This is a genomic window from Chryseobacterium piscicola (genome assembly GCF_900156685.1).
Classification (GTDB): domain Bacteria; phylum Bacteroidota; class Bacteroidia; order Flavobacteriales; family Weeksellaceae; genus Chryseobacterium; species Chryseobacterium piscicola.
Window position 1 is genome coordinate 38696 of the sequence record NZ_FTOJ01000001.1, and the last position, 24268, is coordinate 62963.

Annotated in this window: 25 protein-coding genes and 1 pseudogene; 9 read left to right on the plus strand and 17 right to left on the minus strand. The window is 33.3% G+C overall.

The genetic code is table 11. The features are described 5' to 3' along the window. Nucleotides 1-19 precede the first annotated feature (19 nt). Both BW939_RS00190 and BW939_RS00195 read right to left on the minus strand, forming a co-directional pair. The gene (locus BW939_RS00190) at nt 20-544 is read right to left on the minus strand and encodes a hypothetical protein (RefSeq protein ID WP_076448631.1); all 525 of its coding nucleotides are present in this window, start codon (nt 542-544) and stop codon (nt 20-22) included. Nucleotides 545-568: 24 nt separating this feature from the next. Beyond that, nucleotides 569-949, minus strand: a complete 381-nt coding sequence (locus BW939_RS00195) for a group III truncated hemoglobin (RefSeq protein WP_076448633.1) — start codon at nt 947-949, stop codon at nt 569-571. Between the two features lie 125 nt (nt 950-1074). On the opposite strand from BW939_RS00195, the gene BW939_RS00200 reads away from it, so the two are divergent. Both BW939_RS00200 and BW939_RS00205 read left to right on the plus strand, forming a co-directional pair. Continuing rightward, nucleotides 1075-2046, plus strand: a complete 972-nt coding sequence (locus BW939_RS00200; protein ID WP_076448635.1) for an ion channel — start codon at nt 1075-1077, stop codon at nt 2044-2046. Beyond that, nucleotides 2047-2535 (plus strand): YkgJ family cysteine cluster protein, encoded by a 489-nt coding sequence (locus BW939_RS00205; protein ID WP_076448637.1) that lies wholly within the window; start codon nt 2047-2049, stop codon nt 2533-2535. It begins immediately after the preceding gene. A 3-nt stretch (nt 2536-2538) separates the two neighbouring features. Here BW939_RS00205 and BW939_RS00210 read toward each other — a convergent pair whose 3' ends face one another. The 4 genes from BW939_RS00210 to BW939_RS00225 form a co-directional block, all read right to left on the minus strand. After that, a complete protein-coding gene (locus BW939_RS00210; RefSeq protein ID WP_076448639.1) occupies nt 2539-2901 on the minus strand; it encodes an iron chaperone in 363 nt (120 codons plus the stop codon). A 197-nt stretch (nt 2902-3098) separates the two neighbouring features. Beyond that, nucleotides 3099-4457: an NADP-specific glutamate dehydrogenase gene (gene gdhA, locus BW939_RS00215; protein ID WP_076448641.1), complete on the minus strand. Its 1359-nt coding sequence runs from the start codon at nt 4455-4457 to the stop codon at nt 3099-3101. A 191-nt stretch (nt 4458-4648) separates the two neighbouring features. Continuing rightward, nucleotides 4649-5758: a DNA-processing protein DprA gene (dprA, locus tag BW939_RS00220; RefSeq protein ID WP_076448643.1), complete on the minus strand. Its 1110-nt coding sequence runs from the start codon at nt 5756-5758 to the stop codon at nt 4649-4651. 30 nt (nt 5759-5788) lie between these two features. Beyond that, nucleotides 5789-6562 (minus strand): rhomboid family intramembrane serine protease, encoded by a 774-nt coding sequence (locus BW939_RS00225; RefSeq protein WP_076450049.1) that lies wholly within the window; start codon nt 6560-6562, stop codon nt 5789-5791. A gap of 233 nt (nt 6563-6795) precedes the next feature. Here BW939_RS00225 and BW939_RS00230 point away from each other — a divergent pair, with 233 nt between their 5' ends. Continuing rightward, a complete protein-coding gene (locus tag BW939_RS00230) occupies nt 6796-7728 on the plus strand; it encodes a DUF3078 domain-containing protein (protein WP_076448646.1) in 933 nt (310 codons plus the stop codon). 67 nt (nt 7729-7795) lie between these two features. Here BW939_RS00230 and sufD read toward each other — a convergent pair whose 3' ends face one another. The 6 genes and pseudogenes from sufD to BW939_RS00260 all read right to left on the minus strand — a co-directional run bounded on the left by sufD (nt 7796) and on the right by BW939_RS00260 (nt 12795). Then, a complete protein-coding gene (gene sufD, locus BW939_RS00235; protein WP_076448648.1) occupies nt 7796-9103 on the minus strand; it encodes a Fe-S cluster assembly protein SufD in 1308 nt (435 codons plus the stop codon). Between the two features lie 103 nt (nt 9104-9206). Continuing rightward, complete coding sequence (gene sufC, locus BW939_RS00240) at nt 9207-9950, minus strand: Fe-S cluster assembly ATPase SufC (protein ID WP_076450051.1); 744 nt, start codon at nt 9948-9950, stop codon at nt 9207-9209. Nucleotides 9951-10048: 98 nt separating this feature from the next. Then, nucleotides 10049-10418: pseudogene (locus tag BW939_RS00245) on the minus strand (GxxExxY protein). 143 nt (nt 10419-10561) lie between these two features. Beyond that, the gene (gene sufB / locus BW939_RS00250; RefSeq protein WP_076448650.1) at nt 10562-12010 is read right to left on the minus strand and encodes a Fe-S cluster assembly protein SufB; all 1449 of its coding nucleotides are present in this window, start codon (nt 12008-12010) and stop codon (nt 10562-10564) included. A gap of 118 nt (nt 12011-12128) precedes the next feature. Then, nucleotides 12129-12308, minus strand: a complete 180-nt coding sequence (locus tag BW939_RS15975; protein ID WP_228417054.1) for a four helix bundle protein — start codon at nt 12306-12308, stop codon at nt 12129-12131. Nucleotides 12309-12465: 157 nt separating this feature from the next. Next, nucleotides 12466-12795 (minus strand): HesB/IscA family protein, encoded by a 330-nt coding sequence (locus tag BW939_RS00260; protein ID WP_076448652.1) that lies wholly within the window; start codon nt 12793-12795, stop codon nt 12466-12468. Nucleotides 12796-12940: 145 nt separating this feature from the next. On the opposite strand from BW939_RS00260, the gene BW939_RS00265 reads away from it, so the two are divergent. The 4 genes from BW939_RS00265 (at nt 12941) to BW939_RS00280 (ending at nt 15624) form a co-directional block, all read left to right on the plus strand. After that, nucleotides 12941-13798, plus strand: a complete 858-nt coding sequence (locus BW939_RS00265) for a GLPGLI family protein (RefSeq protein ID WP_076448654.1) — start codon at nt 12941-12943, stop codon at nt 13796-13798. A 203-nt stretch (nt 13799-14001) separates the two neighbouring features. After that, complete coding sequence (locus BW939_RS00270) at nt 14002-14514, plus strand: energy transducer TonB (RefSeq protein ID WP_076448656.1); 513 nt, start codon at nt 14002-14004, stop codon at nt 14512-14514. A gap of 55 nt (nt 14515-14569) precedes the next feature. Next, nucleotides 14570-15136: a DUF3575 domain-containing protein gene (locus BW939_RS00275; RefSeq protein ID WP_076448659.1), complete on the plus strand. Its 567-nt coding sequence runs from the start codon at nt 14570-14572 to the stop codon at nt 15134-15136. A 56-nt stretch (nt 15137-15192) separates the two neighbouring features. Beyond that, nucleotides 15193-15624 carry a nucleoside deaminase gene (locus BW939_RS00280; RefSeq protein WP_076448660.1) on the plus strand — a complete coding sequence of 144 codons (432 nt, stop codon included), beginning with the start codon at nt 15193-15195 and terminating at the stop codon, nt 15622-15624. A 47-nt stretch (nt 15625-15671) separates the two neighbouring features. On the opposite strand, the gene BW939_RS00285 is transcribed toward BW939_RS00280, so the two are convergent. Next, entirely contained in the window at nt 15672-16430 is a 759-nt protein-coding gene (locus BW939_RS00285; RefSeq protein WP_076448662.1) for a type III pantothenate kinase, read from the minus strand. Between the two features lie 108 nt (nt 16431-16538). Between BW939_RS00285 and BW939_RS00290 the strand changes: the two genes are divergently transcribed. Then, complete coding sequence (locus BW939_RS00290; RefSeq protein WP_076448664.1) at nt 16539-17372, plus strand: M23 family metallopeptidase; 834 nt, start codon at nt 16539-16541, stop codon at nt 17370-17372. Here the strand turns inward: BW939_RS00290 and BW939_RS00295 are convergent. From BW939_RS00295 to BW939_RS00310, 4 genes are all read right to left on the minus strand, one after another. After that, on the minus strand, nt 17369-17932 hold the full coding sequence (locus BW939_RS00295) for an STM3941 family protein (RefSeq protein ID WP_076448666.1): 564 nt from the start codon (nt 17930-17932) through the stop codon (nt 17369-17371). The genes BW939_RS00290 and BW939_RS00295 overlap by 4 nt on opposite strands. A gap of 297 nt (nt 17933-18229) precedes the next feature. Next, a complete protein-coding gene (locus tag BW939_RS15980; protein WP_228417056.1) occupies nt 18230-18484 on the minus strand; it encodes a hypothetical protein in 255 nt (84 codons plus the stop codon). Nucleotides 18485-18902: 418 nt separating this feature from the next. After that, nucleotides 18903-20744 carry a M1 family metallopeptidase gene (locus tag BW939_RS00305; protein WP_076448667.1) on the minus strand — a complete coding sequence of 614 codons (1842 nt, stop codon included), beginning with the start codon at nt 20742-20744 and terminating at the stop codon, nt 18903-18905. A gap of 156 nt (nt 20745-20900) precedes the next feature. Beyond that, complete coding sequence (locus BW939_RS00310; protein WP_076448676.1) at nt 20901-22592, minus strand: DUF6909 family protein; 1692 nt, start codon at nt 22590-22592, stop codon at nt 20901-20903. A 496-nt stretch (nt 22593-23088) separates the two neighbouring features. Here BW939_RS00310 and BW939_RS00315 point away from each other — a divergent pair, with 496 nt between their 5' ends. Further along, nucleotides 23089-24180 (plus strand): hypothetical protein, encoded by a 1092-nt coding sequence (locus tag BW939_RS00315; protein ID WP_123891583.1) that lies wholly within the window; start codon nt 23089-23091, stop codon nt 24178-24180. Nucleotides 24181-24268: the final 88 nt, after the last annotated feature.

A 24268-nucleotide genomic window follows, 5' to 3' on the forward strand; every position in this document is an offset into this window, starting at 1 on the left:
CATTTTATAAAAGGCATTTTTAAAACTTATACTTCTTCGAAATTATTTTTTGAGAATAAATTTTCAAGTCTTGTAATTCTGAGCTCAAGTTTTTTGCTTTATCAATTTTCCCCGGTTGGTAGATGAGTTTAATCGTTTTGGGAGATATATCTTGATTAAATCTTCGGTTATAAAAAATGATGTATTCTGTATTGATTTGAAACTTTACTTTCTGTTTTGGTTTTGCAATCACAAAATCTTCTATATGTAATTTTCTAATTTCTTGAAGCTGATAAGGTGGAACTTCCCATTGATCAATTGAATTTTTAGGAGAAACCTCGATGTTATAAAAGTAATTATATTCGTTAGGGTTAAGTTTACCTGGATGGTCAGTAGGTAAAGGCAAAATGATCTCTTCACTAGAATTATTAATAAGTTCACAATACAAAATGTAATGTGTAGATTCATTTTCGACAGTTTTTTCAATGTTTAATATTTCAATTTTTTGTCCGAAATAAAAACAAAAATTTAGAATTAATGCAGCAATTAAAAGTTTTAATTTCATGAAGTATTAGTGTAAATAAATTTATTATAATTTTCTTGCCATTTCCATTTTGTAAGCCATTAAATTAGCAATATTTTCAGACTTTATAATCGCCATGTTGGCATTTTCTCCACTGAAATTTTCTTCGATGGTTTGCTTCCACAATTTAAGCCACTGTTCGAAATGATGTTTTTCCATTGCTTCCATTGCGTTTATTGGGAAGTGTACCGCCATCGGATTTCCTTTATAGCTCATTTGCCCGAATAAAATAGTTTCCCAAAAAGAATACATTTTTGGCAAATGCTTTTCAAAATCAACTTTTATAATATCTTTAAAGAAGAAACCAATCGTTTCATCATCAATTACTTTTGTATAAAAACTATTGACTAAAAGCTCAATATCTTCTCTTGATTCCAGTTTTTTCATAGATCAAATTTAGCTTAATTTAAAATAAAAATTTTGATTGTAAAATTGATAAATTTCATAATAACAATATTTTATCTTTGTAAATTAATAACGTAAAAAAAGGCTTCACAAATGAATAAGTAATTATGGCAAGAGGTTTTAAGAAAAAAATAAAACAAGAAAACGCAGAAAATAGTGGTTTTGGAAGTCGCGCTTCGGGACGTTTTATCAATAAAGACGGGCTTCCGAATGTACGAAGAAAAGGAGTCAACGTTTTCAACAGGCTGAGTTGGTATCATACGATGTTGAATTTATCATCATTCCGATTTATCACCTACCTGGTAATCATGTATATCCTAATCAATCTTATTTTTGCATTTATTTATTACCTCATTGGCGTAGAGCATCTTACCGGCATTGATAAAAGTGATCCTATGAACGAATTTATTGATGTCTTTTTCTTCAGTTCGCAGACTTTTACAACGGTAGGTTACGGAAGAATAGCACCAATTGGCTTTGCAGCAAGTTTGGTTGCCACTTTTGAAGCATTTCTTGGATTGCTAACATTCGCCATCGCCACTGGTTTATTTTACGGAAGATTTTCAAGGCCCAGAGCTTATCTTAGATTTTCAGATATTGCAGTAATTGCTCCTTTCCAAGAAGCTACAGCATTGATGTTTAGATTAGCTCCTTACAAAAACAATGCATTGACAGACGCTGATGTTACCCTTTCTACTGCAATTGAGATTAATGAAGAAGGAACAACGAAGAGTAATTTTTACCGTTTAGAAACTCAATTAAGTAAAATAAACACATTAGCTCTGAACTGGACGGTAGTTCATAAAATAGACGAAAACTCTCCATTCTTCGGGTTTTTAGCTGATGATTTTAAAAATACCAATATTGAAATTATCGTTCATGTAAGAGCGTTTGATGAAGTTTTTTCTAATACTGTTGTTCAGAGATCTTCTTATGTATCTCAAGAAATTATTTATGGTGCAAAATTTTCACCAATGTATTATCCCGACCAAGAAAAAGATTCTACAGTTTTGGATCTTGATAAAATTAATGAATATCAAAAAGTTGAACTTCCAGTTTTAGAAACAGAAAAAGTATAAATGAATTTAGACCCAAACAAGAAACAAGCTTTACAAAAGCAAAAAGAGCATAAGAAATTCTTAGAAGTTTTGAAAAAAAAACCTCCCAAAAACTTAGATTATATTGTGCAAGAAGTACATGACAAGGTTTTTGAGAAAGTAGATTGTCTTCAATGTGCCAATTGTTGTAAAACAACAGGACCACTTTATACAGAAAAAGACATCGAGCGAATTTCAAAACATTTGCGCATGAAGCAGGTGGACTTTGAAAATAAATTTTTGCGTGTAGATGAAGAAAATGACAAAGTTTTACAAAATCTTCCCTGCTTTTTTCTGAATCAAGATAATACGTGTTCTATTTATGATGTTCGTCCGAAAGCATGTAGAGAATACCCGCATACAGACCGAAAAAAAATCTATCAAATTAATGATTTAATGATCCAAAACACAATAATTTGCCCCGCCGCATTTGAGTTTGTAGAAGCTATGATGAAGAATTTGAATAAATAAAATTTAAGTTTTATTAATCTTTGAGATTCTGAATTTCACCATTTTTTTTATTAAATCCAATGGTAAACTTTCTTTTATTGGAAACTGAACGGCCCCTTTTGAAAACTTATATTTTTTTTCAATAAAATCATTTTCAAAATATTCAATGACTTCTGGCAAGGGATAGAAACCAATATGATTTTTGTAAGCAGCAAAATAAACCAACACCTTTTTATTGTATTTAAAGGCAGGCATTTGATAACTAATGCATTCTTCTAAATCAGATTGTAGAGAATGAATAAGTTCCCGCAGCTGTTCAAGTTTTTGCTGGGTTTCTTCGGGAAAGAGAATAAAATATTCTTCAAAATTTTCAAATATGATTTTCATGGATTTTTCACAACATTAAATTTAATTCAAAAATTCAAATACTGCTTCAAGACTAAAAACAATAAACCAACATTTAAATAAAAAAGCATTGAACTGGACATTCAATGCTTTCACTTTCACTATTACTTTTTCCCATTTATAGTCCCGGGACAGGTTATAACAAAAAAGATCGGGAAAGCATTCCCGACCTTTATATTTTATACAACTCCTTGAGCCAACATTGCTTCTGCTACTTTCACAAATCCAGCTATGTTTGCGCCTTTCACGTAGTTTACATATCCGTCTTCCTCTTTACCGTAGTCTCTACAAGCCTTGTGGATTCCGATCATGATTTCTTTCAGTCTTGCATCAACTTCCTCAGAAGTCCAGTTGAGTCTGATTGAGTTTTGAGTCATTTCTAAACCTGAAGTGGCTACACCACCAGCATTGGAAGCTTTCCCAGGAGAGAACAACACTTTGTTTTCTAGGAAATAATTAATTGCTTCTAAAGTGGAAGGCATATTTGCCGCTTCCGTTACACAAAGACAACCATTTTCAACCAAAAGTTTAGCGTCATCAAAGTCAAGCTCATTTTGTGTTGCTGAAGGAATTGCTACATCACATTTTACTTCCCAAGGTCTTTTTCCGGCATAGAAAACAGCAGATGGATATTTTTTTGCATAGTCTTCAGCTCTATTGTTTCCAGAAGATCTCAATTCCAAAAGGAAATCTATTTTATCACCATCAATTCCGTCTTTATCATAGATATACCCATCTGGTCCTGAAAGTGTTACCACTTTTCCACCAAGCTCATGTACTTTTTTAATAACTCCCCAAGCTACGTTACCGAAACCTGATACTGTTACTATTTTATCTTTAAAAGTTTGCCCGATAGTCTTCAACATCTGCTCTGCAAAGTACACAACACCGTATCCTGTAGCTTCAGGACGGATTAATGAACCTCCATAAGCAAGACCTTTCCCGGTAAGCACTCCTGTAAATTCGTTTCTTACTTTTTTGTATTGACCGAATAAGTACCCGATTTCTCTAGCTCCCACACCAATGTCTCCAGCAGGTACATCCGTTTCAGGACCAATGTGCTTGCACAATTCTGTCATGAAAGCTTGGCAGAAACGCATTACTTCCATATCTGTTTTTCCCTGAGGATCAAAATCTGAACCTCCTTTCCCTCCTCCCATTGGAAGAGTAGTTAAAGAGTTTTTGAAAACCTGCTCGAATGCTAAAAACTTAAGTACAGAAAGATTTACTGTAGGATGAAAACGAATCCCTCCTTTGTAAGGTCCAATTGCAGAGTTCATCTGAATTCTGAAACCTCTATTCACTTGAATTTCTCCTTTATCATCAACCCATGGAACTCTGAAAATAATAATTCTCTCGGCTTCAGCCATTCTTTCAAGAAGCTTCATGCCTGTATATTCTTTTCTGGTCAAGATAAATGGAATTACTGTGATAGCAACTTCTTTTACTGCCTGTAAAAATTCTGGCTCATTCGGGTTTTTTGCTTCAATTTTTGCAATAAACTCCTGAATTTTTTGGTCAATATTATATTGTTCCATATTAGGTAAGGTTGAATATTATGTCAACAAATTTAATTTTTTTTTCAAGATTCACAACACCTTATTTGATATTTGCTGATAATTCAATAATAATGCATCACTATATTATTAAATCAACAATATTAAATCAAATTTTGCTAAAAATTAAATGTTATATATGAAATAATGTAATATTAAGAAATCATTAATTCTTATAATGCTATAAATTGTCTCCCAGAAAATGATTTTACTTTTCCTAAAAGCTCGAGTTCAAGGATGACAGGTAATAATTTGTGAGAAGATAACGATATTTTCTCCGCCAAATCATCTAAAGTAACATGTGGATTTTCCGCAATACATTTGTATATTAATTCTTGATTTTCAGATAATTGAATAATAACTTTACTGTGAGGAAAAAGCTCACCAATTTTCTCTTTAGAATCATTAAAACCAATAAGATCGAGCAAATCTTTAACCGTTGAAATTGCCGTTGCTTTATTCTGAAAAATTAGATGATTGCATCCTTGGCTGAATTTATCTGTAACTCTCCCCGGAAGTGCAAAAACATCTCTATTGTAAGTATTGGCGAAGGTTGCAGTACTTATAGAACCACCGCCAAAAGCTGTTTCTACAACAATAGTGGCTGGGGAAATACCTGCTACAATTCTGTTTCTCTGTATGAAATTTTCTCTGTCGGGTTTTCTCAAAGAATTGAATTCTGTAAGTAATCCTCCTTTTTCTTCCAAAATCTTCTCTGAGAGCTTCTTGTTTTTTGAAGGATAAAAAGTGTGAAAACCATGAGCCAACACACCAATAGTAGGAATTTCATGATTCAAAGACTGCTCATGAACTTCTTTATCAACCCCCAAAGCCAAACCGCTTACAGAAATAAAAGAATGTGCTTTTGTTTCTTCAAAAAAATCTTCAATAAATTTTTTACCGTAAGAAGTGATATTTCTTGTTCCTACAACACTTATGGCTTTAAGCTTAGTATCAAAATTTCCTTTTTGATAGAGAATTGCGGGAGCATCATCGCATTCATTAAGTAAAAATGGAAGCTCATTTTGATGCCTTAGATTTATCTTAATTGAATTCTTTTCGCAAAACAGAATTTCTTTTTCAGCAAATTTTAAGTATTGAGAGTTTCCAATATCTGAAACTGTTTTCATGCCTATACCATCGGTTTTGCTGAGCTCTTTTTTTGAAAATTTCCAGACATTTTCTGCCGTTCCAAACCTGCGGACCAATTTCAAAAAATTGATATCTCCTATAAAATTGCACTCTCGCAGTGCAATAGAATAAAGTTGCTCTTCTGTGTACATTTGCGTTTTATTTTAATCAAATGTAATAAATTATGATCTTTTTTTTCTTAAATCTTCCAAATGATCCCAAATATCTTCTCTTTTTTGATAAGGCAGTTCCAAAAAATCATCAGGATGATTTTCTTTATATTCTTGCCAAAGTTTATCGTCTTTTTCGCTGTAATAATTAGGAAATTCCCAGATAAACTTCTTCTTTTTTTCGCCCGATTTTTTAAAACTAAACGCCAATACACTTCCCACAACAGCGCCAGCTAAATGTGCTTGCCAAGAAATTTTACTCGGTTCCTGCATGCTGCTGAATAATTCTTCGGGAAACATTCCCCAAACCAAACTACCGTAGTATAAAACAACCAAAAGTGATAGGGTAAGAAGCTTCATATTCCATCTAAAAACTCCGCTGAAGAAAAGAAAAAACGCTAACAGATATACTACTCCACTGGCCCCAATTGTACATGTATATTGATAATTACCCGTAAAAACATCGATTGGAGGCAATACCCAGAGCAAAAACCCTGTTGCAACCCACCCTATCACAAAAACTTTATTAGCAACTATGGGATAAAATTGATATAGAAAAAACATCAGTACGGCTATTGGGATAGAATTGCTCACAATATGATCTATACTTCCGTGAAGAAGCGGCGAAGTGATAATTCCCAAAAGGCCTTCGGGCAGCAATGGTATGATTGCGCCAAAACAACTGTCGAAAAAGCCGTTCACCTGCAACAGATAGCCAAACCACATCGTAGCAAGCATCAAAAACGGATAAAGCAGTGCCTTCTTTGAAATTACATTCTTAATCATATCCATTAGCTCACAAAACGAAAGCCAAGGATAAATGTCGGTAATTTTGGCTTTTAATTTATGTTTTTAAGTATAAACGAGACAGAAAGTTATTAATTATCAAAACATAAATTATTATGAATTAATCATTTTGAAAAATATAAATTTATCTCTAAACTATTTCGTAAAAATCTGCCAGATGTGTCAATTTATATATTCTTATTTTTGCATCGAACAAATTATTTATTACAAATATGAGGAATATTTTTCTACTATTTATGATGTATACAGGGTTCCAGATGAGTGCCCAAGTGATCATAAGCGATTCTGCTGTAGTTGACACAATAAAAAAGCCAAGATATTGGTCTATAACAGGACAAAACGCCGTAATGTTTAATCAAGCTGCGTTTTCTAACTGGGTGGGCGGTGGCGCAAACAATGTGGGCTGGCTCGCTAGCGTGAACGAAAATTTAACTTACGAAAGAGATAAAAATCTTTGGGAAAACGTAATTATCTTAAATTATGGGCAAAACACCACACAAGGTTTAGGAACAAGAAAAACTCAGGATGTCATTAATATTTCATCGAACTACGGTCGTCAGTTTTCTAAAAGTTGGTATATTTCTACAGGGGTGAGCCTTCTAAGTCAGTTTTCTCCGGGATACGAAGATGGAAATAATCCTTTGGCAAAGAAAATATCAGCTTTCATGGCTCCAGGATATGTAAATGCAGGTGTGGGTGTTACTTACAGACCTAATGACAATCTTACTGTAACGATGAGACCTGCCAATGCAAGATTTACCTTTGTTTTAGATAAAGAATTACAATTTAAAAACAATTATGGTTTAAAAGCAGACGGTGATAGCTTTTTGATGCAGTTTGGTTTTTATGGTAATGCTATCTACAAAATACAACTTATGAAAAATATTGAAATGATTAATACAGGAACTCTGTTTTCTAATTATCTGGAGAATCCTGACCACATGGTTTTGTCGTATAATATGCTTTTGAAAATGGTAATCAATAAACATATTTCTTCTAATATTATGCTCGATTTATTCTATGATCACAATCAAATTCAAAAAACACAGCTAAAACAAACACTTGGGGTTGGTTTTGCTTACAATATTGATAACGGAGTAAAAAAATCTGACAGAAAAGACCATCAGTCTTGGACTAAGAAATAATTATTTTCAATCACCATAAAAAAGCACTTCAAATTGAAGTGCTTTTTTATTTATGTAATATTTGAGATTAAAACTCAATACTGACTTCTAATTTCTCTGTTAAAAGCTTAGATATTTTTTCTTTTAAAGGTTCAATATCAATATTCTGCATGGCATCATTAGCAAATGCAAAAAGCAATAATGCTTGGGCTTCTTTTTTAGAAATACCTCTTGCTCTTAAATAAAACAATGCGTCTTTATTCAACTGACCTACCGTACAACCATGAGAACATTTCACATCATCTGCAAAAATCTCCAACTGAGGCTTGGTATCAATCGTAGCACCTTCGCTCAATAGAACGTTGTTGTTTTGCTGATACGCGTTGGTTTTCTGAGCAATCTTATTTACAAAAACTTTACCGTTGAAAACTCCGTGAGATTTATCTTTAAAAATACCTTTGTAATTCTGGTAACTCTGACAGTTTGGCGTGTTGTGATGAACCGCCGTGTGGTGATCTACCAACTGATTTTTTCCTATAATGGTAATTCCGTTCATAAAAGAGTTGATGTTTTCTCCGTTATGTATAAAATCAAGATTGTTTCTGATGATTTTCCCGCCGAATGTAAAGGTATTTACCGTCGTTAAACTATCTCTTTCTTGTTTAGCAAATGTGTGATCTACCAAATAAGAAGTGTCGCTGTCATTTTGAATTTTGTGCCAATCTGCTTTTGCATTCTGATACGTAAAAATTTCTGTTACCGAATTGGTAAACACAAAACTCTCATCAAAATTATGGTGACTTTCAATGATTTCTACTTTTGCGCCTTCTTCTACAATTAATAAATTTCTTGTATTATAGAATGTGTTATCTTCCTGATTTTGAGAAAGATAAAAAACATGAATTGGCTTTTCGATGATCACGTTTTTCGGCACCTTCAGGAAAAAGCCGTATTTGCAATATGCGTGATTTAAGTTGGTAAAAGCCAAATCTTTTGCGGCAATTGTATTGAAATATTGCTCAAAAACCTCTTTGTGATTTTCATCATTCAGAGCATAGTTGAAAGATAAAAATTCTGCATTCTCGATAGAAATATTTGAAAGCTCTTTGTGAAGCTGTCCGTTTACAAATACAATCCAATCAAAATTTTCTTCCCCCAAATGAAGCTTTTCAAGCTGTTCTTTGGTGATGTTATGACTTTCTTTCGGGAAAAAATTATAATCTTTCTCGGTGATTTCTTTGAGGTTGGTGTACTTGTATTCTTCGTCTTTCTTGGTAGGAAAACCTTTCATTGCAAATTTCTGAAGCGCAGTTTTTCTGTCGTCATCTAAAAATCTGTGACGAAGTGTGCCCAGAAATTCGGTGTGATTATGTAAAATTTGTTCGTTTAAACTCATTATTTGAACGTTTATTTTGCCATCGTGAGAGATGTATAGATTCCTACAGTATGACAAATATTGCGTTTAATTTTTTAATTTTTAAATGCTTTTAATTTTTATATTAATTTAAAAGCCAATCGTAACCTTTACTTTCTAATTCTAAAGCCAAGGATTTATCACCTGTTTTAATGATTTTTCCGTTCGCCAAAACGTGTACATAATCAGGTTCAATATAATTCAGCAATCTTTGATAATGCGTAATCAAAAGAACAGCATTTCCTTCATTTTTAAACTGGTTTACACCATCTGCAACGATTCTCAAAGCATCAATATCCAACCCTGAATCTGTTTCGTCAAGAATTGCCAATTTAGGATTCAGCATCATCATCTGAAAAATCTCGTTTCTTTTCTTTTCTCCTCCTGAGAATCCTTCGTTCAATGATCTTGAAAGGAAATCTTTTTTTATTCCTAATTTCTCAGATTTTTCACGAATCATAGCCAGCATTTCTTTTGCAGGCATATCATCTAATCCATTTGCTTTTCTGTTTTCATTCAAAGCAGCTTTAATAAAATTCGTCACAGAAACTCCCGGAATTTCTACTGGATATTGAAATGAAAGGAAAATTCCTTTGTGCGCTCTTTCTTCAGGAGCATCTTCAATAATGTTTTCACCTTGAAAAAGAATTTCTCCTTCCGTCACTTCGTAATCTTCTTTTCCTGCAATTACAGAAGAAAGTGTAGATTTTCCGGCTCCGTTGGGGCCCATGATTGCATGAACTTCACCCGGCTTTATTTCAAGATTGATACCTTTTAATATCTGTGCGCCATCTTCAATTCTGGCATGTAAGTTTTTAATATTTAACATTCTGTTGTTATAATTTATCGCAAGGTTAAACAAGTTTTATTTAATTGCGGATATTTTTTAAGTTATACAAAGGCGTTTCACTTATTTCCGAAATACAATTAGCTTAGGCCATTTGCAATTCTTTTCACACCATCTTTAAATAACTGAGAATTGAAATTCAATAACATTCCCAGTCTATAATTTCCCAATCTTAAATAATTTTTCAATTGAGAAGCGTGAAAGCTGTTTAGGCTTTCTACGGATTTAATTTCCAAGACTACTTTGTTTTCACATTTTAAAAGCTTTACGTATCAGTAATTCATCATAATTGATATCTAAAAACTTTTGTCTCTCTACTTCTAAACCAGATTTTTGAATTTCATAATGTAAGCATTCTTCATAAACGCTCTCAAATAATCCGACTCCAATTTGCCTATGAATCTTTAATCCTCTTTCAAATACAATCTTTGAAATTTCATTTTCTGTCATCTATTTGTTTTTCGCAAAGATAAACAAGTCAAATATGAAATGAAATTAAATTGTATTACTTCTTTAAGCTTTAGCGGCTTTGTTTTAGTTTAAATGTTTTCTAACAATTAAAAAAAAACTTTGTCTCGCTTTGCGTTTAAAAATTATCCTACAGAACCTTCCAAAGAAATCTCAAGTAATTTCTGAGCTTCAATGGCAAATTCCATTGGTAATTTATTCAAAACTTCTTTACTGAAACCATTGACGATCAAAGCAATTGCTCTTTCCGTATCAATACCTCTCTGGTTACAGTAGAAAATCTGGTCTTCCCCGATTTTTGAAGTGGTAGCTTCGTGTTCTAGCTGAGCCGTTGGGTCTTTAATTTCAATATAGGGGAAAGTATGCGCTCCACATTCATTACCCATCAATAATGAGTCACATTGTGAGAAGTTTCTCGCTCCTTTTGCTGAAGGCATTACTTTTACCAATCCTCTGTAAGAGTTTTGGGATTTTCCGGCAGAAATCCCTTTGGAAATAATTGTTGATTTGGTGTTTTTACCAATGTGAATCATCTTTGTACCCGTATCAGCATATTGATGATTATTGGTTACCGCGATAGAGTAAAACTCACCGATAGATCCGTCACCTTTTAAAATGCAAGAAGGATATTTCCAAGTTACTGCAGAACCTGTTTCCACCTGAGTCCATGAGATTTTTGCTTTTGTTTCGCACAATCCTCTTTTTGTCACAAAATTGAAAACACCACCTTTACCTTCTTCATTTCCCGGATACCAGTTTTGAACTGTTGAATATTTTATTTCTGCGTTATCTAAAGCAATCAATTCTACAACTGCAGCATGAAGTTGGTTTTCATCTCTTGATGGAGCCGTACAGCCTTCAAGATAAGAAACATAACTGCCTTCGTCAGCGATGACAAGGGTTCTTTCAAACTGACCTGTTCCAGACTGATTGATTCGGAAATAGGTTGATAATTCCATTGGGCATCTTACGCCTTTTGGAATATAGCAGAAACTTCCATCAGAAAATACTGCGGAGTTTAATGCTGCGTAAAAGTTATCTCCTCTTGGAACTACTTTTCCAAGATATTTCTTCACCAAATCCGGATGATTTTTAATGGCTTCGGAAATTGAACAGAAGATAATTCCTTTTTCTGCTAATGTATCCTGAAAAGTTGTTTTTACAGAAATAGAATCGATTACAATATCAACGGCAACATTTGAAAGTCTTTTCTGCTCTTCAATGTTGATTCCTAATTTAGCAAAAGTGGCTAATAATTCCGGATCTACTTCGTCTAAGCTTGCCAATTCTGGTTTCGCTTTCGGTGCTGCATAATATTTTATGGCCTGAAAATCTGGTTTTGTGTATTTGATGTTTGCCCATTCAGGCTCCTCCATTTTCAACCAAATTTTGAAAGATTCTAAACGCCATTCTGTCATCCATTCCGGCTCTTCTTTTTTAGCAGAAATAGCGCGGACGATGTCTTCGTTTAAACCAGTGGGAAAATCTTCGTAATCGAGTATCGTTTCCCAGCCGAATTCGTATTTTTTGTTTTCTAAATCGACTCTTAAGTCGTCTTCAGTATATTTTGACATTTCTTAAATGATTAAAAAATTAAATGATTAAAAAATTAGTTTCGCTTTTTATTATCAGTTTTAGATAGATGATCAATAAATTTTGACAATTGTTTTGAAATTATTTTACAATCATTAATTAAATCGGTTGTATCTTCTTCGTAATAACATCAAACAAGGGCTTACTATATTTCTTACTTCTCCACGTTACTTTAGAATGTTTTAAATATCTAATGATTTGTGTATTGTTACTATATTCGCTGCCTTCTGCGATGTTATTTGTAATTGACAAAACGGCTCTTTTAATTTGATTTGTCAATTCAAATTATTTTTCTTTGAAATTTTCTTTGCTTAAAAGATTAAAAACATTTTTGTAAGATCAGTTGCTTGTTTGTAAACTTCAAAATTTTCAAATTTTACAGTCATGAATAATCTTTAATTTTTAATTATTTTATCTTTTAATAATTATAGAATAATTACAAAGAAAAACTTTCTCCACAACCACATGTTCTGGATGCATTAGGATTATTAAAAATAAATCCTTTCCCGTTCAATCCTCCGGAGTATTCTAAAGTAGTACCTGCCAAATAAAGTATCGATTTTTTTTCGACAACGATTTTTATTCCGTTATCTTCAAAAATCTGGTCTGTTTCTGTTTTTTTATTATCGAAACCCAACATATACTCTAATCCTGAACAACCACCGCTCTTCACTCCAACTCTTATATAATCTTCAGCAGGATTGAAGCCGTCTTCTGTCATCAGTTGAACAGCTTTCACCTTTGCTTGATCGCTTACTTTTATCATTGTTTCTATTTAGAATGAATTTAGTTTGCGAATTTACGACTAATAATCAGTAAATAAAAATCAGTGTTTTTATTTTTAACTATTTTTATCATTGATAAATTTAACTTTGTCGAGAGATTAATATCCAACCTTAAAATTAAACAGAATGAAAAAAATTCTCTTCTTAGCTGCTTCATTTGTAGCCATCAGCATTAATGCACAAGTTAATAGATTTGTTTATCAGGTCACCATGAAATCTGATGCTGAAAATAAGAATGATGTAAAAACCGAAAATGCTTACCTTGATATTTCAGAAGAGAAATCTCAGTTTTCGTCTGAAAACTCGATTAAAAGAGACTCTATAATACAAGCAATGATTCAAAGCGGAGGTGCAAGAAATTTTAATCGGGAACAGATGGAAGGTTTAAGATCAAACATCAATTACACTATAGAAAAAGATAAAAAATCTCAGAAAACTACTTTTAAAAATAGAATCGGACGAGATATCTATTCTTACGAAGAAGACAGACCTATCAACTGGAAAATACTTTCTGAAACAACAAAAATAGGCAATTACAAAGTACAAAAAGCCGAAACAGAATTTGCCGGCAGAAAATGGACCGCATGGTTCACTACAGATTTACCGTACCAGGATGGGCCATACAAATTCTCGGGACTTCCAGGATTGGCAGTGAAAGTAGAAGATGATAAGGGAGACTATTCTTTTGATTTAATGAAGAATTACAAAATCGCAGATTTCCCTGCCATCAGCAGGTTTGGAAACACCATGAAAGTAAAACGCACAGACTATGCTAAACAACAGGAGAAATATAGAAAAGATCCAGAATCTTTTATCGGTGCGCAAATTACCGGAGGTGGCGGAGCGGGCACAATGAGAATTAACGCTCCAATGGGAAGTGGATTTGGCGGCGGAAATCAAAACCCCGCAGAAATGAAAAAAAGAATAGAGGAAAGAATAAAGGAAGAAATAAAACGCAATAGCAACCCAATAGAATTAAATTAAAATAAAAAAGCCGAAGTTTTTATAAAGCTTCGGCTTTTTTAAGCTTCAGAATAAATAAATTACTCGTTTTTTGTTTACATTTACATAAATAAGCTTTTGTGAAATATTTCATTTTAATTTTTTCATTTCTCTCAGCATCTGTTTTCTCGCAACAAACTGATGATTTTCGATCTATCAAAGGTTATTATAATCAACATCGAAATATGCTGAATCAAGAATTTAAAAAGAAATTTGATAAAGAACAAAACACTTTTGTAAAAATAGGAATCAAAAATGATTTTCAGCTTTTTATGAAAAAAATGGACAGTATTGAAAATATTGCTCTCATCGGCGCTCTTCTAAAAACAAAAAATTTGGAAGATCTGCAACATTTTAAAAGCTTAAAATCAAACCAAAATAATAACGTTTTTCCTCAGACTATTGATAAAAACGCAGACTATCCTGGTGGCATCAATGCTTTGAGACAAGAGGTCGCCAATCTTTTCTATTCTGATGGAGTATACTCGGAAATAAAAGATGTAAAAACCCAAGTTGCCTTTATCGTAGAAAAAGACGGCAGCATCTCTAATGTAAAGGCCGAAGGAGAAAATTTTACTTTCAACAGACAGGCAGAGATTGCTTTATATTCGGTTTTTGAAAGATTCTCTCCGGCTTATATGAACGGAAATCCCGTTAGATACAGATTCCGACTGCCTTTAAGTTTACAATTTGATTAAATATTAACGAAAAATTTTACTATTTCGTGGGAATGTTTATTTTTGAAAAAAAAACATGAAACGAATTTTCACAATCCTTGCGGTTTTCACAACTCTGTTTTCACTTAATGCTCAGGATCTTAATAACAATCAAGAATCTGAAACACATAGAAAAAACGACATTGTTATTGATCCTATTCTTCTGATAGCAGTACCAATGATCAATGTTTCTTACGAAAGGCTTCTTAGTAAAGACATGGGTGTAGGAGTAAACGCAATGATTACATTGAGCGACGAAGTAGATGATTTCAAACAATTCTCTCCTTATTTCAGATATTATATGGGAAAAAAGTTTGCACAAGGATTCTTTTTTGAGGGTTTCGTTCCTATCACTACCCAGAAAGGAGATTATTATGGTATAAACTATGACGATCCTACAAACTCTTATTATTATAGCTACAGAGGAGATAAAAGTGTGACCACAATAGGGCTCGGCTTTGGCGTTGGTGGCAAATGGATTATTAAAGACAGATTGGTAATAGAAGCTAGTGGCGGTATTGCAAGAAGATTCGGAAACGGAGACCGCTATGATGTAGGTGAAGTTACCGGAAAAATAATGGGCGGTATTGGTTACAGATTTTAATTATTTCTAAATAACGTTTTTGAAAAGCTTAGTTTTGTACTAAGCTTTTATTTTTTATGTTTACAGACGAATATTTTATGAAAATAGCTTTAAAAGAAGCTGAAATAGCATTTGATAAAGATGAAGTTCCAATTGGCTGTGTTGTAGTTTGCAATGACAGAGTGATTGCAAAGTCTCATAATTTAACTGAAACTCTAAATGATGTTACTGCCCACGCTGAAATGCAGGCCATCACTGCTGCCGCAAACTTTTTGGGCGGAAAATACCTCATCAATTGTACTTTATATGTAACATTAGAGCCTTGTGTAATGTGTTCGGGAGCTCTTTCTTGGTCACAGATTTCAAAAGTAGTGATTGGTGCACGTGACGAACAGCGCGGGTTTATCAATAAAAACCTAAGCCTTCATCCTAAAACAGAAATCGTCACCGGAATAATGGAACATGAATGCTCAACGATTGTAAAAGAGTTTTTCAAATCCAAAAGATAAATTTAGGCTAAAGCGCCTATTCAGGCTAAAATAAAAACTGCCTCAACCTAAAGATTTTTCCCTAAAAAATACAGTCCTTTCAACGTATGAAGTCGGTCTGCAAGGTGAATTTTATCGGTTAGCGGTTTGTAAACGTGAGAAACACCGCCAGTGGCAATTACAAAGCAATCATCTTTTACCTCATCATTAATTCGGTCGATAAATCCTTCTACCATACCTAGGAATCCGTATACCATACCACTTTGCATGCAGGTTATGGTATCTAATCCCAAAACAGATTTTGGCTTTACCAATTCAATCTCTGGAAGCTGAGCAGTTTGGCTGATGAGAGAATTTAATGATGTCACGATTCCCGGGGCGATGATTACGCCTAAACATTCACCATTTTCTGCGACGCAGCTTGCTGTAAGCGCAGTTCCAAAATCAAGTACAATTTTTTTCCTATTGGGGTACATATTATGTGCCGCCACAAGGTTGGCATAGATGTCTGTTCCCATTTGTTTGGATTTCGCAACGACTTCAGAAGGCGTATTACGGTCTACCATTACAGGTATAATGCCGTGAATTTTTCTTATTGCCGAATTAATTTCCCTTGTTAGCTGTGGTACAACTGATCCAATGATTATTTTCTCTATTTTTTTGGGATCAATTTTATAGGTTTGATACAAGATCAGCATCTGCCCGTGAAGTTCATCAGCGGTACGGTAAGGTTTTGTATTGATCACCCACGAGATGTCGCAATTGTCATCATCAAAAAGGCCAAATCTTATATTGCTGTTTCCAACATTGATTACGATAGAATTCATTGAATAGCTTTTCGGTGGTAAATTTAACAATTTTCATAAAAAGAGCCTTTTAATATCTGTAAAATTGGTTTATAATTGTAAAAACAATTGATTAAGCTCGAAACACTAATGAAAAAACTTATAATTCTCATATTCATCAGTCAATTTGCAATTCTTTTCTCTCAGAAAAACGTCAAAATGTACAACGAGAGAAAAAGTGACACCATCACATTCTATGTTGACAATCAGGAGATTTATCCTGTTTCATTAGTTTTCAACGGTCAGCCGGAAACGAATAATTTAAAGAAACCTGAAATATTTAAAACTACTCAGGTCATTCCTGCAAAAACAACGAAGCAAAAAGTGACTTTCTTTATCGTGAACGATAAAAATAAAGGCTGGGGAATCAAAAAAATGCCCGGATACAAAAGCTACATCGGTGATATCACGATAAAAGATTACGACACTCAATACGTTTACGATTTACCTTTTGGAAAGGGAAAAGCATTCTGGATCCATCAGGGGTACAACGGAACGTTTTCTCACCAAAATGAAAATTCTTTAGATTTCATCATGCCCGAAGGCACGGAAGTTTTAGCATCAAGAGAAGGCTTAGTCATTGATATTGTACAGAATAATAACCAAAGCTGCCCGACCAGAAGCTGTGCCCCTTTCGGGAATTATGTTTCTATATTGCATCCCGACGGAACGATTGCGCAATATTATCATTTAGAACAAAACGGTGTTCAGGTAAAACTCGGGGACAATGTGACGAAAGGACAATTCATTGCTTACAGTGGAAATACCGGCTGGAGCAGTGGGCCTCATCTTCATTTTAATGTTTATATTTCAAGTGCGACGGCAGAGAAAAATAGAATTACGGTAAAAACGCTTTTTAAAACCGGACATGGGGATAAGGTAGAATATTTGGAGGAAAAGAAATCTTATTCGAGAGGATATTAATTATTCTTAAATTGATTCACATTATCAACCAGCAATGTATAAAGTTCATCAAATTTTATTTGTAATGAATTAGCCGAAATACAGATTGGCGTTTCATAATATCTGAAATTTAACTTGAGCCCTCTAAGTTTCAACCACTGAGTTGTTTTATTAAGATAATCTATTGGATTCCGCACTATGATAAGGATAAATTTGTTTTGATTAACAGTCACCATTTTAACTTCTCTTATGTCTTTCCACGGTATAAAACCCAATGCAAGAGCACTGGAATTATCATTAATCCCTTTTTCGTTAATAATTAGTCCTGGTTTTTTATTAAACAATCTAAACAACATTGTTATTGCTGCAAGACCGAAAAAAACAACACAAACAAAACCCGCCAGAAAACGAGGAAAAGGTTTCATTATCCAAGCATATCTGTTTGAATGATTGATAGATTCCGGTTCATATATTATTAAAATTAACCCAAGAACAACAAATAGTACTGCCCCAATAAAAAGCAACGTCATTTTCATTTTACTTAAGGGAATTACTACCGGAACAATCTTTTTACTCATCATTATTAATTCTTTTTTAGGTTGTCAAAAATAAATCAAAGAATCGAAAGAAAAATAACTCTCGTGTATTTATAATCTATGAGAATTCTGATAATAAAAAACTAAGTCACAGATTCCAAATCTGCGACATCAGACTTACTTAATATATAATTCTTCAACACCAGCATAATTGGCTGTGACAAAATATTCAAGATATTTTAGTGATTTATCAAAATCAATTGACCAAACATCATCTACTATCATTATTTCCTTTGTACCTAAAAGCCCAAATAGAATTTTTACTTTCTTTGGTCTTTTATACTAAAGAGAAAATTCAATTTCTTTATTTTTATTAAAATCAGCTGTAAGTCCAAAGCTTTTTTCATTTGATAAGCAGGTAAAATCTAATGATGGATTATAATAAACAGAATTTTTATCTAAACTATCTGATAACTGCAATTGTTCTTTCCACGGATAATTTTTGGCAATAATCATCACTTCATTAGCAGAAATTATTTCATTTCTGTACTCAATTTTCTTTTGATCTGGATAGCAAATAGAATATTTGTAATTCATAATAAATTTGTTTTATGGCCTGCCGTACCAAATATACAATTTCTTAATAGCAGAACCTTAGAATTGAAAAGTTCTCTTTATTATCTCCACCAAATCATTTCAAACAATTGGGTCTTACGGACTGTACTTCATAGGAATTTTATCATATTAAAACCCAAAACATATCCTTTTTAAACCAAATGCAACTGCGTTTAGTCTCCCGCAATTTGTTGGAAACAAAATGCAACAGCAGGAAGTCTCCCGCAAACTGGCGGAAACAAACGTCAACTGCATGAAGTCTCCCGCAAGTTGCAGGAAACAAAATGCAACTTACAGAAGCTCCAAACACCGTTGTTTGTAACCAAATGCAGTTTGTGTTTATATAAAACAATCCCCAAAGAGTTTTTCTTTGGGGATTATTATTTCATTTAAAACTCAGCTATTTCACTTCAACAAAATTGTTCTCAGGATTTACATCCGCCATTCTCTGGCTGAAATCTATTCCTAAAAGTGACAGTTGAGATTTGGTGTAAGGAATCGTCAGTGTATATTCTTTCTGCGTCCAAGGCCAGTATTTTTCTGTAGTGAAATCACCGTAACCGTCTTTCTGTTTCCAGGTGTGGGTCATGTTCATCGGAATGTAGTAGGTAATGATTTTCTTATCTGTCGTCATTACAGAAAAATCAATAGGCATCGGAACCTGACCGTTGTTCAACAATGTGATCGTTGTAGATTTTGCATCGTATTGTATGTCTTTAATTCCGTAGTCAATCGTTTTTATGGTGTTGATCCAGTAATGATGAAACCACTTCAGATCCATCCCCGAAATTTTCTGTGCGATATGAAGGAAATCTCTGTCTGTTGGATGTTTCATGCTCCACTCTTTGAAATATTCGGTCATTATTTTTTCTAAATTCTGCTCACCCACTATGTAACCTAACTGCACCAAATACAATTCACCTTTTACATAACTTGCAAAACTATACGCGGTACCGTTGTCGTGATGGTCGCCAAGCCAAACTGCAGGTTCTTCAATTCCTTTTTGTACAATTCCTCTATACGCATTTATTTTATCCACAAAAGGATTTGGTCTTTCATCCGTTGGAGGAAATAATTGATGCATTACTATACTTTCTGCATAGCTTGTAAAACCTTCATCCATCCACGGTCTCAGGGGTTCGTTGGTTGCCAGCATTTGCTGATACCAAGAGTGAGAACCTTCATGAACCATTAATCCCATTAAATCTTCAAGGTTTTTTGATTCTCCTAAAATCATGGTACACATTCCGTATTCCATACCGCCGTCTCCACCTTGGATGAAAGCGTAAGAAGGATAAGCATATTTTCCGAAGCGTGAATTCATGATTTGGAAATATTTCGTCACTAAAGGCTGTGCCTCTTCCCAAACTTTGGTTTTATCGTTCTTTTGATAGACAAAAAATACTTTCGGGCCTTGCGGAACATCAAAACTTTTTACGGAATAATCTCTGTCTGCCGCCCAAGCGAAGTCGAGCATGTTTTTGGCTGTCCATTTCCAGGTTGCTTTATTTTTATCGGCTTTAATATTTGCTGATGGATCATAACCTTTTACTTCTTTTGGGTTCAAAAGCGTTCCGCCCGCTCCTACTACATAATCTTTATTAATTTTAATAGTTACATCAAAATCTGCAAATGGAGCATGAAATTCTCTTCCCACATAATCGAAAGTTGCCCAGCCATCATAATCGTATTCTGCGATTTTTGGATACCATTGAGACATGGTCATATCAACTCCTTCACGGTTGTTTCTTCCACTACGTCTAATCTGCTGAGGAATTACAGCATCCCATTCCATCGTGAAAGTGGTTTTGGAATTGGGCTTTAGAGATTCATTTAAATACACCTTCATCACCGTTTCCTGAATTTCAAACTTCACATTCTTTCCGTTTTGTTTGATCCAGTGGATATTCTGCGCACCTTCCTGATCTTTTGGAATTGATGCCAGTCTTGAAACTCCGTCTTTCTGCAATCTCGAATCCCCGTTTTTCCCTTGTCCGCCAACTCTTTGATCCATCATTGAATTGGGTTTAAAAGCATTCCAATACAAATGGAAATACACGACATTGAGTTCGTCGGGAGAGTTATTGGAATAGCTTAAAGTTTGATTTCCTTCGTAGGTGAATTTTTCTGCATTGACGTCAATATCCATTTTGTATTGGGCAGCCTGCTGGTAATAAGCGTTCTGCTGAGCCTGAAATTGTGAAAGGATCAAAGCAAAGAGTATTGCAAACGATTTTTTCATTGAAGTTTTATTTTTTTTAAAGATAAGTAAATTTTTATTTCCTACGGATTATAGAGATTTTTACGGATGTTTACGCTTAAGAACCTTAGGAACAAAAAAAATCCTTCAAGTTATTTGAAACCTTGAAGGATTAGATTTTAAAATTTAATTAAAATTTTATTTTTTAGAAGAAATCTCTTTCTTTCCGCTTAGTAAAATCTTTTCTAAGATTCTTAAAGTAATCAGATACGTTGGTTTTACACCTGTTAATCCCAATCCTCCAGAAGACAAAGTAGCGCCTGTTTCCAAAGGATTATCTGAAGCATAGTAAGCATAACTCACAAATAAATCAGGTGCAATATGATGTCTGATTTTTGAGGCCACCTGAATTGCTTTTTGGTAATGCGCCCCCTCCATTTCAAGACCAATTGCTTTCCAAGAAGTGTTCATAAAATACTGAAGAATGTCTCTATTTTGAAGTGAAGTTCCTAAAACAGTAATCATCGGTCCTTCAAAAGCTTTTAATTCATCATCTTTAAAATCTTCTAATTTCAAAGCGTTTTCAAAAGGATAATTATCTGCAGTTCCTTCAAAAATATGAGAAGTAGGGATCATAATATCACCTTTTCCGCCTTCAAGAATTCCGGCTTTCCCCATGATGGAAACAGATTTTACTTTCATCATATAGACTTCACCTTTTTGCTCGAAAGGTCTCAGTAACTCATCCATCACTTCAAAAGCCTGCTCTCCAAAAGCATAATCGAAAACCATAATGACATCATCCCCGTCATATTTCAAATGCCCGAAAGGCGTGTCCTTAAGATTGGTTTTGCTTAAATCGATAATCTGAACATCAATATTACTTCCGCTTTTATCGTTGATATAGATTAAACCTTCATCTAAAGCATATTTTGAAACTTTATCTCGAAGTTCTTTTTTATCTGAAATATCTCCGTAAAGCTTGTAATCTACTTCTTTGGTATCTTTTTTCTTTAGGGCGTCATTTCCGTACAGCATATTTTTCACAGAATGCATATTTGCCGAAATAATGTGTAGCGGACGCATGTGTAGATTGTTTTCAAATAAAACTTCTTTCACTTTGTGAGCCCATTTTTCACCAAAATAATGATGCCCTACTCTTTCTTTAAGAATTGCACTGAAATAAATTTCTCTTTCTCTGCTTTGTTTAGCATCTTCTAAACTCACTTTTCCTAAATGGTAAATAATTTTGAATAATCTGTCCGGATTTTCATCATCTCCAAAAGTATTATAAGCATTTAGAGTTTCATCAAAAGTTCTTCCTATTAAAGAAGAAAGGTGAATCAGCGCCACTTCTTTTTCTCTTCTGCTGAATTTCTTTTCGCCTTTTACCACTTCTTCGATGATTTTGAAAGCTCTTGTAGGCTTCCAGTTTTCATCCTGAATAAATGCGAGGTTACGAATTTTATCTGCTTCTATAAATAAAAACGTTAAATGCGTAAGGATATCATAGATTTCTGAACGCCCCAAAAGAACTTCAATATTCATTTGGTGCTCATCTATTCTGTAACAGTTTCTTCTTCTCTTTTTAGGAACGATCGGCTCGAAACTTCCTTTATCAAAACCTTCGTCTGATGTAAGATGAATGAAGGCACATTCTTCAATACCTTCTGGAAGCCTGTCTAAAACATACATCAAACCATCCAATTCCAATTTGCTTGGAATGCTCATGGTACCGTAAATTTCCGGATTGATCGTCTTCAACAAACTTCTAATGCTTTCTCCGGAAACTCCGCTTGGCTTGAAAAAACCTCTATAAAACAGATGTCTCATAGAAATGTATAGTCTTTCAATTGCCTCGGTGGTTTCTCTTGCTCTAGAATTTGTCATATATTAAATTTTTTTATAAAAAGTCTGCTAAGTTACGAAAAATATTTTAAATATTTTAAACCGCTTTAAATCAAACGATTACTATTTAAACTAAACTTTTTAAAATTAATATTTATGTTTCTATTGCGAAAGAATTTTGGAATAAGTTTTATTAACATAATATAAATCACACAAGCAATGTTTTTTATATTATGTTAAGTTTCTAATTTGCAATTATTTAAATAAGTTAAAAAAAACTTTGCTGCGTGAAATATTTTAATATTTTTGTAATTCAAACATAATTAAATTCATAAACTATGAAAAAAAATCTTATCTACTGCGTTATTATTCGCAGGAGCGACATTAGGTTTCGCTAAAGACAACGTTCAAAATCAAAAATCTACGAACATCGAATCATCGAAAGTAGAGAGCAATGTTGAAAAATCCCAAATAACTTACCAATTTGACTCTATCGAAGAGGCACAAAAATTCTTTGCAGAATGCACAGATGTTGTTTTTGCTACTCAAGTATTCTTATAAAAGTGAAAATGCCAAGTTATCAGAGTTTTTCACCTCCGAATCTGAAGTGAAAAATTTAAAAACTCACGATTTTCTCAATGAAATAATTATTAAAAAAGGCGTAGGCAGCTACGATTTATCAGGAACTTTAAGATCCCATTTTCTTAATTTTAACCAAATTGAGAAAAATTATTTTGAAAAGAACTTGCAGGTACAATACAAGCTAAAGTCAAAAGCAAGTATGGTGTTTAGTCTGGAATACGCAAATCGATATCAATCACCGGATTTCTTAGACCTTTTCTATAACAGAAACTATAATCCAACTTTATCTTACAATCAGAATCTTTCTTTATTACCCGAAACTTTGATTAATACACATAGTTTAAAATTTAATTTTATCAGTTTCAATTTATCAAAAGGACATCATTTTTTTTCAATATTGGCGTATGAAAAAGCAAATTCCAATTTATCAAAAGACGTAATCAATTTTGGACTGTTTTCTCAATCACTTAATGTTCTTGGTAATTTAAACGATCGTTGGCTCTTAGTCATTTCTGACGACAGAAGAATAGGAACTTCTTTTTTACTTAAATCAAAATTAACAGCATTAACTAATCGCACAAAAAATTTTATCAATCAGCAATCCAATGAAACTGACTTGAAAAACATAGAAATAGGGCAAAAAATTTCATCCAAGTTTGAAAAATTCCCTGTACAATTTGATTTAGGATATACATTCACAAAATCTTTTTTTAAGCAGAGTTTGTTCAATACATCTTCTAATCAACAAAATATAAAAGTGTCTTTAGGATTACGTGCAAACATTCGAAAAGAATGGATAGGAAATGTATTGGGAGAATACTTTATTCAGAAAACACAACAAAATACATTAAAAAACTTTCTATTGGGCGGTCAAATATCATACAGAAAAGATAAATCCGTTTTAGAATATAATATAGCAATGAATAATATTTTAAATCTAAATTCATTTAATTATATAAATAGTTCTGTTTCACTTTTAGGAATAGATGAAACTTCAATAGTAGCTTTACATGGTTATATTACGGGAGGATTAAAATATTATTTTTAAAAAATTATCAAAAATAAAACTACCCCTTAAAATTTCAGGGCAAAAACACTTTTCATTCATTTTTTTTGTAAATTTGCCCCATAAAATA

What these genes read in the sequence shown, in the direction of transcription:
- BW939_RS00190 (WP_076448631.1), bottom strand. Translation starts at nt 544, where the DNA reads ATGAAATTAAAACTTTTAATTGCTGCATTAATTCTAAATTTTTGTTTT.
- BW939_RS00195 (WP_076448633.1), bottom strand. Translation starts at nt 949, where the DNA reads ATGAAAAAACTGGAATCAAGAGAAGATATTGAGCTTTTAGTCAATAGT.
- BW939_RS00200 (WP_076448635.1), top strand. Translation starts at nt 1,075, where the DNA reads ATGGCAAGAGGTTTTAAGAAAAAAATAAAACAAGAAAACGCAGAAAAT.
- BW939_RS00205 (WP_076448637.1), top strand. Translation starts at nt 2,047, where the DNA reads ATGAATTTAGACCCAAACAAGAAACAAGCTTTACAAAAGCAAAAAGAG.
- BW939_RS00210 (WP_076448639.1), bottom strand. Translation starts at nt 2,901, where the DNA reads ATGAAAATCATATTTGAAAATTTTGAAGAATATTTTATTCTCTTTCCC.
- gdhA (WP_076448641.1), bottom strand. Translation starts at nt 4,457, where the DNA reads ATGGAACAATATAATATTGACCAAAAAATTCAGGAGTTTATTGCAAAA.
- dprA (WP_076448643.1), bottom strand. Translation starts at nt 5,758, where the DNA reads ATGTACACAGAAGAGCAACTTTATTCTATTGCACTGCGAGAGTGCAAT.
- BW939_RS00225 (WP_076450049.1), bottom strand. Translation starts at nt 6,562, where the DNA reads ATGATTAAGAATGTAATTTCAAAGAAGGCACTGCTTTATCCGTTTTTG.
- BW939_RS00230 (WP_076448646.1), top strand. Translation starts at nt 6,796, where the DNA reads ATGAGGAATATTTTTCTACTATTTATGATGTATACAGGGTTCCAGATG.
- sufD (WP_076448648.1), bottom strand. Translation starts at nt 9,103, where the DNA reads ATGAGTTTAAACGAACAAATTTTACATAATCACACCGAATTTCTGGGC.
- sufC (WP_076450051.1), bottom strand. Translation starts at nt 9,950, where the DNA reads ATGTTAAATATTAAAAACTTACATGCCAGAATTGAAGATGGCGCACAG.
- sufB (WP_076448650.1), bottom strand. Translation starts at nt 12,010, where the DNA reads ATGTCAAAATATACTGAAGACGACTTAAGAGTCGATTTAGAAAACAAA.
- BW939_RS00260 (WP_076448652.1), bottom strand. Translation starts at nt 12,795, where the DNA reads ATGATAAAAGTAAGCGATCAAGCAAAGGTGAAAGCTGTTCAACTGATG.
- BW939_RS00265 (WP_076448654.1), top strand. Translation starts at nt 12,941, where the DNA reads ATGAAAAAAATTCTCTTCTTAGCTGCTTCATTTGTAGCCATCAGCATT.
- BW939_RS00270 (WP_076448656.1), top strand. Translation starts at nt 14,002, where the DNA reads ATGCTGAATCAAGAATTTAAAAAGAAATTTGATAAAGAACAAAACACT.
- BW939_RS00275 (WP_076448659.1), top strand. Translation starts at nt 14,570, where the DNA reads ATGAAACGAATTTTCACAATCCTTGCGGTTTTCACAACTCTGTTTTCA.
- BW939_RS00280 (WP_076448660.1), top strand. Translation starts at nt 15,193, where the DNA reads ATGTTTACAGACGAATATTTTATGAAAATAGCTTTAAAAGAAGCTGAA.
- BW939_RS00285 (WP_076448662.1), bottom strand. Translation starts at nt 16,430, where the DNA reads ATGAATTCTATCGTAATCAATGTTGGAAACAGCAATATAAGATTTGGC.
- BW939_RS00290 (WP_076448664.1), top strand. Translation starts at nt 16,539, where the DNA reads ATGAAAAAACTTATAATTCTCATATTCATCAGTCAATTTGCAATTCTT.
- BW939_RS00295 (WP_076448666.1), bottom strand. Translation starts at nt 17,932, where the DNA reads ATGATGAGTAAAAAGATTGTTCCGGTAGTAATTCCCTTAAGTAAAATG.
- BW939_RS15980 (WP_228417056.1), bottom strand. Translation starts at nt 18,484, where the DNA reads ATGAATTACAAATATTCTATTTGCTATCCAGATCAAAAGAAAATTGAG.
- BW939_RS00305 (WP_076448667.1), bottom strand. Translation starts at nt 20,744, where the DNA reads ATGAAAAAATCGTTTGCAATACTCTTTGCTTTGATCCTTTCACAATTT.
- BW939_RS00310 (WP_076448676.1), bottom strand. Translation starts at nt 22,592, where the DNA reads ATGACAAATTCTAGAGCAAGAGAAACCACCGAGGCAATTGAAAGACTA.